The 4537-nt window shown below is 48.0% G+C and carries 5 protein-coding genes; all 5 read right to left on the reverse strand.

Features of this window, described 5'->3' with window-relative positions:
- Positions 1-815: glycosyltransferase family 2 protein (locus tag ACY69O_RS08750; RefSeq protein WP_462333084.1), on the reverse strand; the 815-nt coding region annotated here is incomplete at its 3' end.
- A gap of 37 nt (positions 816-852) precedes the next feature.
- The gene (gene pssA, locus ACY69O_RS08755) at positions 853-1557 is read right to left on the reverse strand and encodes a CDP-diacylglycerol--serine O-phosphatidyltransferase (RefSeq protein WP_462333088.1); all 705 of its coding nucleotides are present in this window, start codon (positions 1555-1557) and stop codon (positions 853-855) included.
- Complete coding sequence (locus ACY69O_RS08760) at positions 1554-2177, reverse strand: phosphatidylserine decarboxylase family protein (RefSeq protein ID WP_462333085.1); 624 nt, start codon at positions 2175-2177, stop codon at positions 1554-1556. The genes pssA and ACY69O_RS08760 overlap by 4 nt, the downstream gene beginning before the upstream one ends.
- Before the next feature lie 130 nt (positions 2178-2307).
- The gene (locus ACY69O_RS08765; protein ID WP_462333086.1) at positions 2308-3039 is read right to left on the reverse strand and encodes a WecB/TagA/CpsF family glycosyltransferase; all 732 of its coding nucleotides are present in this window, start codon (positions 3037-3039) and stop codon (positions 2308-2310) included.
- A 106-nt stretch (positions 3040-3145) separates the two neighbouring features.
- The coding region (gene aspS / locus ACY69O_RS08770; RefSeq protein ID WP_462333087.1) for an aspartate--tRNA ligase at positions 3146-4537 on the reverse strand (1392 nt) is incomplete at its 5' end.

Consider the following 4537-nt stretch of genomic DNA (forward strand, 5'->3'; position numbering starts at 1 on the left):
AACTGTCCCTGCGCCCAACGGCGGCGCTGATTCCAGGACTGCATAAAGGTGAGCGGCTTTTCATCATATACGATAGCATCCTGCGCCCAGGTAGTTTTAATACCCTCGCAGAGTGCCTTCATGGTAAACTCCATATCCTCCGTAAGGCAGGTAGCGCCCCAGCCGTGACGGCGAAGCACCTCTGTGGAAATACACATCCCCGTTCCACCCAGTACGGAAGAAAGCCCGATATTCGTCTTCGCAAGATGATACAGACGGTCGATAACCCAGAAAGCAATGGCAAATGTACCGGATATCCATGTATCATACGGATTCTTTGCATCAAGATAACCCTGTACGACCTGATCGCCCTTGCAAAAACGGTTATTCATCTCAAGCAGGAACTTCGGATGCACAAGATTATCCGCATCAAAAACAGCAATAGCATCATACTGTTTTTCCATAGCGAACAGCTTGTTGAACATCCATTCCAGAGCAAAACCCTTGCCCTTTTCGACATCATTTGTACGCTCGCAGACAATAGCACCTGCCTGAGCGGCAACCTCTGCCGTATTATCCGAGCAGTTATCCGCAATAACGTAAATATCGTAGAACTCCTTCGGATAATCCAGATCCTGAAGATTTTTCACAAGCGGTCCGATAACCGCAGCTTCATTATGTGCCGCAACAAGAACCGCAAACGTCGTTTTCGGTGTAAGAATCTTCTTTTCCTTTTTGACCCACAATCCGCAGAAACTTAATACAAAATAGTATATCGTAAACAGAAGAATGCAAATCTGTATTGGCATCATAATGATGTCAAACCAATAATTCATGAAATAAAAACTCTCCTTTGAAACCTAACGGGCACCATTATTTTCCGCTTACACCGGCAATCGTCGAATTGATAATGCCAAACAGTGTGTATGTGCAGAAAATGCCAAACAAAACAGCGAATACGATTGATTCACGACCGACATAAAGAATAGCTGCAAAAATCAAAAGCGCAAGCACCTTTGATGCAAGATAGATTTTCTCGCCTTTTCCCTTGAAATCAGGATAGTGAACCGTACTGTACATCATCAGACCAACCACAAACATAACTACAGGATATACCCAGCCCAGACGCATCGGGTCAAATCCGATACCCTGCATGAGCAGAGTCGAGGTTGCAACAAAGCAGCCGCCTGCAGGAATAGCAAGTCCCATGAAATACCCATGTACAACATCCGCGTTGACATTGAAGCGTGCAAGGCGAAGCATTCCGCAGACTGCAAAGGAAATCGCAACTACCCAGCCTAACCACGAAAATGCGTGCAGGCAGAAGTTATACGCAAGGAATCCCGGCACAACGCCGAAGGAAACCAAATCGCACAGGGAATCCATTTCCTTACCCATCTCACTGCTGACTCCGAAGAAGCGTGCAGACCGTCCGTCAAGACCGTCAGCCACCAGAGCAAGCAGAATAAAAATCGAACCGAGAAACAAATCTCCGTTATGCGTCGAAAGAATAGAACAAAAACCAAAAACCAGGTTCGCAGACGTCAGCATATTCGGAATCAAAGATCTATACATCAGTTAATCCTCCCGATAACAGTTTCCCCTGCCCGTGTTTTCTGACCGGGCTTTACAGTAACTTCAACATTCTGCGGGACAACAATTTCAAGGCAGGAACCGAACTTAATCATACCGTAGCGTTCGCCTTTTTCGAGCTCGTCATCCAGCGTGACCCATGAAACAATACGGCGCGCAAGAATACCGGCAACCTGAATTACCGATATACGCACTTTTTCATTCTCTATTCCAATCATATGGCGTTCATTGATAAAACCGACCGAATCCTTATATGCCGGCTTAAAACGCCCGCAGATATACTGCTGCACCATAACCTTTCCCGTCATCGGGCTGCGGTTTACATGAACATCGAAAACCGACATAAAAATAACGATTTTATTGCATGGTCCCGTAACAAAATCGTCACTTTCCAAAGGAATTATTTCCATAACAGTTCCGTCAGCCGGAGAAACCAGAACCGAATCGTCCTGCACAATCGTTCTCTCCGGATTGCGGAAAAAGTAAGCAAAATATACAGCAAAAACAAGCGGTACGACCGCTGCATATGGATGAATCGTAAACGCAAAAAGGACTGCCAGCAGTAATGCTGTCAGTATATATGAGTATCCATCCCTTACGATCAAACCCCTGACGCCTCCTTAACAGAAATTAAGGCACACTAAAATAACGCATGCCCGTGCGATGCTTAAAATATTATAACGCATTAGTTCCAGTTTTGCAAAAGCAAAACTTCCTATGTCAGCATCGATTTGTTTACTTTTTCTTAGACCTGTGAACCCGTAAAACAAACTTCGGCAGAGCCACGAGTCTTCCTGCGCGCTTTGGCTGAAGAAGCCCGCGGAACAGCCATTCCAGCTTTGCCTTCTGCATCCATTTCGGCGCACGGCGTACATTTCCCGCCATGACATCAAGGGTTCCGCCAACTCCGATAGACACAGGAACGCGAAGCTCTTTGCGGTATCTTCTGAGCCATTTCTCCTGTTTTGGAACGCCCAGCGCCGCAAGAAGAATATCCGGCTCAGCCGCGCGGATTTCCTCTATTATTCCTGCTTCATCATCAGAAGTAAAATAACCGTTTCTGACACCTACAATCTGCACTCCCGGATAAAGAGCCTCCGCCTTTTTCTTGGCAGCCTCTGCAATACCCGGTGCAGAACCGAAAAAGAACACGCGGTCGCCGCGCTCAGGAGCCGCCTTCAAAAGCTCCTGCACCAAATCATAGCCTGCCACCCTCTCAGGCATGGCATAGCCGAGATGATGCGCAGCCCATACTGTACCTGCTCCGTCAGGAACAACAAGGTCAGCTGACTGGAGAATCTCACAAAGCTCCTCATCATGCTGCGCGTTCATAATCATTTCCGCGTTTGCCGTAGCAATAAGCGCGTTCTTTTTATCATCAATAAACTGCTGAACCTTGCTTACGGCCTCGCTCATAGTCAGAGCCGCAACAGGAACATTCAGGATATTTACGATTGGATAGGCCATTAAATCTGCCTCCTACAAATTAAAATTCAGCGTTCATTGTATCATATTCCCGTGAAACAATGCAATAAAGAAGACCCGGACAAATTCCGGGCCTTCCATAAACTTTTTAGTTTTCTTTGTTCTCGTTCTTGTCCTTTTTCTTCGGTGCGGAAACGCGGATAGAAAGCTCGCGCAGCTGTTTCTCGTCAACCTCGGACGGAGCCTCGGACATAACGTCGCGTGCGCTCTGATTTTTCGGGAACGCGATAACGTCACGGATGGAGTCGCATTTTGCCATAATCATGACAAGACGGTCGAGACCGAAAGCGAGACCACCATGCGGCGGTGTGCCGTACTGGAATGCATCCATCATGAAGCCGAACTTCTGATGAGCCTGTTCCTGTGTAAGTCCGAGAGACTCGAACACCTTCTCCTGCAGCTCTGCATTGTAGATACGCAGGGAACCGCCGCCGATTTCGACACCGTTAAGAACCATATCGTAAGCGTTTGCCTTTACGCGGCCAGGGTCAGAGAGCAGATACTCAACATCTTCATCTCTCGGTGCAGTGAACGGATGATGCATAGCCTTCCAGCGTTTCTCCTCATCGCTCCATTCGTACATTGGGAAATCAACAACCCACAGGAAGCGGAGCGCATCCGGGTCGATAAGACCTCTCTCCTTGCCCATCTCAAGACGGAGCTGTCCGAGTGCCGTATCAACAACAAGACGCTTGTCAGCAACAACGAGAAGCAGGTCGCCTGTCTTTGCGCCCGTTGCTTCAGCAATCTTTGCAAAGGTCTCATCGGAATAGAACTTCTTGAACGGACTCTTGATACCCTCTTCGGAGTACTGAATCCATGCAAGACCTTTAGCGCCGTAAATCTGTACAAATTTAACAAGGTCATCAAGACGGCGGCGCGGAATATCTGCATAGCCGTCAACCTTGATACATTTAACCATACCGCCGCTCTCAATAACAGCGTTGAATACCTTGAACTCAGAGCCTTTGACGTACTCGGAGATATCCATGAGCGGCATATCGAAACGAAGGTCCGGTTTATCGGAGCCGTAAGTATCCATAGCCGTATCCCAATCCATACGCTGGAACGGCGTCGGAACATCTACACCGATGGACTTCTGGAAGAGCTCCTTAATCATGCCTTCCATCATAGTCAGAATATCCTCCTGGCTGATGAAGGACATCTCAATATCCAGCTGCGTGAACTCCGGCTGACGGTCAGCACGAAGGTCCTCATCACGGAAGCAGCGTACAATCTGGAAATATTTCTCAAAGCCCGCAACCTGCAGAATCTGCTTGAAAATCTGCGGAGACTGCGGCAAAGCATAGAACTGACCCGGATTTACACGGCTCGGAACCAGGAAGTCACGTGCACCCTCAGGCGTGCTCTTGCAGAGCATCGGCGTCTCGATTTCAAGGAAGCCGTTGCGGTCAAAGTAGTCACGCATGATTTTTGCTACGCGGTGACGCAGCATAATGTTCTTCTGCATCTCCGGGCG

Source organism: Schwartzia sp. (in: firmicutes) (assembly GCF_978017985.1).

What these genes read in the sequence shown, in the direction of transcription:
- ACY69O_RS08765 (WP_462333086.1), bottom strand. Translation starts at nt 3,039, where the DNA reads ATGGCCTATCCAATCGTAAATATCCTGAATGTTCCTGTTGCGGCTCTG.